The organism is Methylotuvimicrobium sp., from assembly GCF_050611805.1.
Taxonomy (GTDB): domain Bacteria; phylum Pseudomonadota; class Gammaproteobacteria; order Methylococcales; family Methylomonadaceae; genus Methylotuvimicrobium.
The window spans coordinates 46,534-52,912 of record NZ_JBNGHF010000032.1; the positions used below are offsets into that span (position 1 = coordinate 46,534).

Annotated in this window: 5 protein-coding genes; 1 reads left to right on the forward strand and 4 read right to left on the reverse strand. The window is 47.5% G+C overall.

What is annotated here, in order from left to right:
* Positions 1-7: 7 nt before the first annotated feature.
* The 4 genes from ACRJJO_RS15185 to ACRJJO_RS15200 form a co-directional block, all read right to left on the reverse strand.
* Positions 8-487 (reverse strand): hypothetical protein, encoded by a 480-nt coding sequence (locus ACRJJO_RS15185; RefSeq protein ID WP_431066519.1) that lies wholly within the window; start codon positions 485-487, stop codon positions 8-10.
* 18 nt (positions 488-505) lie between these two features.
* Positions 506-2,389 (reverse strand): ATP-binding cassette domain-containing protein, encoded by a 1,884-nt coding sequence (locus tag ACRJJO_RS15190; protein WP_431066520.1) that lies wholly within the window; start codon positions 2,387-2,389, stop codon positions 506-508.
* 9 nt (positions 2,390-2,398) lie between these two features.
* Complete coding sequence (locus ACRJJO_RS15195) at positions 2,399-2,923, reverse strand: YcxB family protein (RefSeq protein WP_431066521.1); 525 nt, start codon at positions 2,921-2,923, stop codon at positions 2,399-2,401.
* A gap of 220 nt (positions 2,924-3,143) precedes the next feature.
* Positions 3,144-4,451, reverse strand: coding sequence for an NAD(P)/FAD-dependent oxidoreductase (locus ACRJJO_RS15200; protein ID WP_431066522.1), 1,308 nt, complete (start codon positions 4,449-4,451; stop codon positions 3,144-3,146).
* 502 nt (positions 4,452-4,953) lie between these two features.
* Between ACRJJO_RS15200 and ACRJJO_RS15205 the strand changes: the two genes are divergently transcribed.
* The gene (locus ACRJJO_RS15205) at positions 4,954-5,883 is read left to right on the forward strand and encodes a diguanylate cyclase (RefSeq protein ID WP_431066523.1); all 930 of its coding nucleotides are present in this window, start codon (positions 4,954-4,956) and stop codon (positions 5,881-5,883) included.
* The last annotated feature ends 496 nt before the right edge of the window (positions 5,884-6,379 follow it).

Here is a 6,379-nt window from a genome sequence, read left to right on the forward strand (position 1 = left end):
CGCAAGGTTAGGGAAACAGCTGAGCCATGAGCCAATAAGATGCCATGATATACAAGAATGCGACACCCAGTCCAAAGCTAAAGGATGCGGACAGGGCATGACGGACTATGTGTCCGGTAATTAGCCAATGCCAGATCATTAACGCGACCAGTGCCGCGAAGGCCAAAAGCGAGACTCGCCCGGTTGTCATGCCGGCAATAATCGGGAGTGCGAAGAAACTTATCAAGGCATCGGTTCCAAGCAGCGCGCTCGATGTTTGCACAAAACGGCCGGGTTTTCGTGAAATGAGCAATATGATTTTGGCAAAAGCCAGCAATAATAAGGCGCCGACCGATACCTGCATAATTGCGTTAAACCAGCCGCTATCGATATACAGCATCAAAAAGCCCAGAATGGCATAGGCCATAATAGAACTCAGCAGCAAAGCCTGCGAAAAGGGAAGGTCTTGCGGGCCTTTCCGAAATCGGCAAAGATCGAAAAATAGCATGACCCATTCGTACATAAGCTAGCTGGCTTCTTCGAGTTTGGTTTCGGCTTCGAGCCATTCCGCTTCGGCTTCTTCAAGATCCTTATCGATACGGGCTTTGCGCGTCAGTAGCTGCTTTAAGCGCTCTTTTTCCTGGTCTTGATAAACAGTCGGATCGGCTAGTTGCTGCTCTAGTTCGTATTGTTCCCGGTGCAGTTTTTCGACTGCTTGTTCGGACTTTTTCAATGCATCGAGTAGCGGTTTGTTTTTTTGCCGGCGTTCGGCTTCAAGCTTGCGCTGATCTTTTCGAGAAAGCGATTGGCTGGCGGCTTCTTCGGGCGGTTGTTCGCTTTTGGTTTGTTCGGTCAGCCAGGAACGGTAATCGTCCAGGTCGCCGTCGAAAGGTTGGACTTTACCGTCAGCAACCAGCAGCAATTGATCGGTGACCGAGCGCAGTAGATGCCGGTCGTGCGAGACGATCAGCATGGCGCCTTCATAATCCTGTAGCGCGACGCTCAAAGCGTGGCGCATTTCCAAATCAAGATGGTTGGTCGGCTCGTCCAGCAGCAATAGGTTCGGGTTTTGATACACTAAAATCGCTAAAACCAAGCGTGCTTTTTCGCCTCCGGAAAAAGGGCCGACAGGTTCCAGTACTTTGTCGCCCCTAAAATCGAAACCGCCGAGATAATTTCGTAAATCCTTTTCGGTCGCTTGTTTATCGAGTCTTTGCAGGTGCTGCAGAGGACTTTCATCGATTCGCAATTGCTCGAGTTGATGCTGGGCGAAATAGCCGATGTTTAGTGCGTCGGCGGTCAGTATTTTGCCGGCCAAAGGCTGCATTTCTCCGGCTAGTACTTTGATTAAACTGGATTTTCCTGCGCCGTTGGGGCCTAATAAGCCGATTCGATCGCCTGGGGCGAGGGTCAATTCCGCACCGTCGATCACTATTGTCGTTCCGTAACCGATACAGGCCTCTTGCAATTTGAGCAGCGGGTTAGGCATTTTTTGCGGTTTACGGAAACTGAAATTAAAGGGCGAATCGACGTGCGCTTGAGCGATGAGTTCCATGCGTTCAAGCGACTTAATTCGGCTTTGCGCTTGTTTGGCTTTGGTGGCCTTGGCTTTGAAACGGTCTACAAAACTTTGAATATGAGCGATTTCGCGTTGTTGTTTTTCGAACGCGGATTGTTGCTGTGCGAGTTTTTCAGCACGCATTTTTTCGAAAGCCGAATAATTGCCGGTATAAAGTTCGATTTTTTGTTGTTCGATATGCGCGATATGGCTGGCGATGGCATCGAGGAAGTCGCGATCGTGCGAAATCAAAAGCAAGGTGCCGGGATATTTGCAAAGCCAATCTTGCAACCAAATGACCGCATCCAGATCTAGATGATTGGTCGGTTCGTCGAGCAGTAAAAGATCCGAACGGCACATTAGGGCTTGCGCCAGATTCAAGCGCATGCGCCAGCCGCCGGAAAACGAGCCGACCGGATTTTGTTCTTGATCGGAGCGAAACCCTAGTCCGTTCATCAGACGGGCTGCGCGGGCTTCGGCGGTATAACCGCCGATGATATCCAAGGCTGCATGTAATTCTGCCAGCTTTAACCCATCGCCGGTTTGTTCGGCCGCGCTTAATTGTTTTTGCAGTCGTCTTAACTCTTGATCCCCATCAATCACGTAATCGATCGCCGAACTGGCGACCGCCGGCGTTTCTTGTGCGACATGCGCGACTTCGAGGCCCGGCGGCATCGAAAAGTCGCCTTCATCGGTGTGCAACTCGCCCCTCAGTAGTGCGAAAAGGCTGGATTTTCCCGCGCCGTTCGCACCGGTCAGACCGACTTTTTGGCCTTGATGAATTGTAAAGGACGCTTGACTAAATAGTAGGTTTGGGCCGCGTCTCAAGGATACGTTTTTAAAATTCAGCATGTTTGGCGTTTAGCTTTTTCTATCGATCATACTCTGCACTTGCTCGGCGAATTCCTTCAGTTTGCCCTTTTTGACGGTTTTTGCCGGAATGACCAAAGCGGTATTGAGACTAATGAAAATATAGACATAATGCTCGTCTTCTTGTTCGACTCGGATTAATTCGTTCCAAGGCATCTTGTGTTTGCCGCTCGGCGATATTTCGAGCAAATGATCGGGTTCTATCTTGAGCGTATATCGACCGAACATATCGGCTTTTTCTTTTTCGGTATAATTTTTCATGATTTGGCGACGCATGTCGAGCATCATGATTTTCGGCGAGAGCAGCGCCCAAAGAATGGCAATGCTGGAAATATAAGCCGCCGTCATCATATCGCCATAGTAAAAATAATAAAAAATACCGATAATCACTAGCGCGCCGGGAAAAACCAGCCGGTTTTTGCGGATATTATTCAATACTTCGTCGTTTTGCTGCAGTTGGACTTCGTTGAAATGGATTAAATCCTCTTCACGAAAAATGTATTCAATTTCAAACATGATAGTTATTAAAGGTATGTGGTTTGTAAAAAAGGGGCTGATTGAATATGATTTTTAGTAACTATTCAGCGCATGCGGTAGGTTGGTGTCAGGCATTGATTTCTAAGGACGCGTGAATACATCCCTGTAAGCTCTGACTGCAACGTCCTGTTGCAGATAGCCTTATAAATCAATGCCCGACACCTTCTCATACATGAATTATGCTAAATAATTACGATTTTTAGTGCATTTTTATTTTGGCATGGGCACTGCGTCGAAATAAATTGGAAAGTGTCAACATTGCGGTTCTAAAATAACCGTGGATCGCGACCTGATGCATTTTATAAAGCGACAGATAAACGATGCGGGCGATAAAGCCGCCGATCGTGACTGAACCCATCAGGTTGCCCATCAAATTGCCGACGGTAGAATATTTGCCCAACGAAACTAGCGAACCGTAGTCGTGATATACAAATTTGACTGGGTCTTTGCCTTGCAAGTGATTGACGATGGATTTCGCTACCGTCGAGGCTTGTTGATGAGCGGCCTGAGCGCGCGGAGGAACGTTTTGTTCATGCCCCGGCCAAGAAGAGGCTGCGCAATCGCCGATCGCGAAAATACTGGGGTCGACCGTTTGCAGAACGTCATTGACGACCAATTGATTGATTCGGTTTGTTTCCAAGCCGTCGATTTGTTGTAGCCAGTCCGGTGCCTTGATACCGGCCGCCCAGACTTTGAGGTCGGCTGGAATGAATTCCCCGTCGTGAGTCGTGATGCCGTCTTTCGAGACTTCGGTGACCCGCCGTCCAAGCTTTAGGTCGATATTGAGCTTGACCAATTGTTGTTGCGTCGCGTGTGCCAGCTTAGTCGGTAGGGCAGGTAATAATTGCGTGGCCGCTTCGATAATCGTAATTTTTACATCGCCGGCTTGGTCGAGTCCATAGACATTCAATAGATGCGTCACTTCGTGCAGTTCTGCTGATAATTCTACGCCGGTTGCGCCGGCGCCAACAATCGCGATCGATAACGGTTTGTCCTTGCTGCCGCCTTTACTGACATGGCGTTTGATATAAGTTTCGACCAGTTGCTTTTGAAATTTGAAGGCCTGCGAGGTTGTGTCGAGAAACATGCAGTGTTCGGCCACCCCTTTGATATTGAAAGTATTGCTGATGCTCCCGACAGCCATGACTAGGGTGTCGTATTTGAATGTGCGTTCGGGTATCAGTTCTTCGCCGCTATCGCTGTATGTCGGGCTCAAATAGACTTCTTTTTTTTCGCGGCTCAAACCGGCCATTTTGCCGAGGCGGAAACGGAAATGACTGCGATAGGCTTGCGCCAGATAATCGACTTGCTCGGTTTCATCCAGGGTGCCGGCCGCGACCTCATGCAATAAAGGTTTCCAAATATGAGTCGAGGAGGCATCGATGAGGTTGATTTCAGCCAAACCCGCTTTGCCTAATTTATTACCTAGTGTCGTTGCCAGCTCCAGTCCGGCCGCGCCGCCGCCGACAATCAGAATTTTATGCTTTTCGTTGTTGCTCTCGCTCATGCATCCCCCAGCTTATTTTCCGCTTACTGCGGTTATTGTTTTTTTGTGCAACGTATTATAACGAATCAACTCGAAAGTGGACGATTTATAAAAAAAATCCCTACCTCATTATGTTGGGGTATTAATAAAACCGATGAGATGCTGATGACGAATTCCCATGTTTATTTTAAGGAATGCTAGTATTAAGCCCTGATCGGCTAATTCTTGGATGTGTAAAGAGACGTTATTTTGGATTTGAAGCCGCAAGAACATTTATTCTGGATATCGGATCAGCGATATTTTAAGGCTATGTATGCGGTAATTAGTTGGAAACACCTACCAATACCGGAAGTACTTATAAATCCAAAGTGAATTGTAGGGTACGCTGCGCGTACCTACAGTCTTCAAGTTTCGAAATTGGTGTAGTATTAATTTCAACTATTAACGCGAACATAGTCCCTTTTAAAGGGCGTTTTTTCGGGAAATTAGTATTGGAAATCGGGTTTATAGTAAAGAAATTCTTATGAAAATATTGGTAATAGACGATAGTAAAGCCATTCGAATGCTGGTTGCGGAGTGTGTCAAGGAGCTTGGACATCATGTGATTCATGCCGAAAACGGAGCGGAGGGGCTTGAATTTATTCGATCGAACGATGTCGATTTGGTCATGATGGATATTGAAATGCCCGGTTTGAACGGATTCGAGACGACACAAGCGATCCGGTCTTTGAAAGGCGACGATTGGTTTCCGATTATTTTTTTAACGATCAAAACCGATGACGACTCCTATGCCGCATGTATCAGGGCCGGTGGCGATGCGTATCTGGCCAAGCCGATTAGCCCGAAACGTCTAGAAATGCAAATCGTTGCTATGGAACGCATTTATGAAATGCGGCGAAAACTGCATGGCGTACAACGGGATTTGATGCATGCCAATGAGGCGCTCAGTTTTGCATCGCTACACGATCAACTGACCGGTATCGCGAATCGACGCAATTTCGATACTACACTGTTAAGAGAATTTAATCATGCCAGACGTGACAAGCACCCGCTATCGTTGCTGATGTGCGATATCGATTATTTTAAAGTTTATAACGATCGGTATGGGCATATGGCGGGCGATGACTGCTTGAAAAAAATCGCAGAGGCCATCGCTTCGGTGCCTCAGCGAGCGACCGATTTGGCTTGCCGTTACGGCGGCGAGGAATTTGCTGTGATCATGCCGAATACGGACTGGCAAGGAAGCAGGGATTTAGCCGAAAAAATTAGGTTGGCCGTGTCCGCTCGGAAAATTCCTCACGAAGGGTCTAAAGTCGATAGTTATGTTTCGCTGAGTTTGGGTCTTGCAACCTACAACGGTCAGTTCAAGACTATCGATGAATTGATGAAGGCCTCCGACGATGCGCTCTATCGAGCGAAGGAAAAAGGCCGAAACCGGCTCGAGTGTGCCTGAGCATTCATTACTCCCTTTTGATCGAAAAACCGTCTACGAATAAAAGGTATGGGATGTGTCTATCGAGGACCGCCGTTCACCCAGCACCTAAATTCCATAGGTCTTTGGCAATGATTCAAAATCATGGCTTATTTAGGTGCTGGATTTAGGTGCTGGGTGAACCCATCCATGGGGGGCTTGACGGCAGCAATCGAACGCCAAGGATGGCGTGAATGCAGATTTTGCATGGAGCAAAAATCTGCCCTGCTGCCGACATCCTCGCTATCCATACCCCATACCTTCATAAAGTTAGGAATATGCACAAAATAACTGCTACAAGTAGTAGGCTTTGTGGCGATTCGGTGACTCGCTTGACAGGAAGCCGTGAACCCAGCACCTAAATTATCCACGGTAGTTAACCATAGCCAATGGACTATGGAATTTAGGTGCTGGGTGAATACTTCCATGTAGATACTCTGTTTAAAATCAAGTTAAAAATAGGCATTTTTCTGCTATT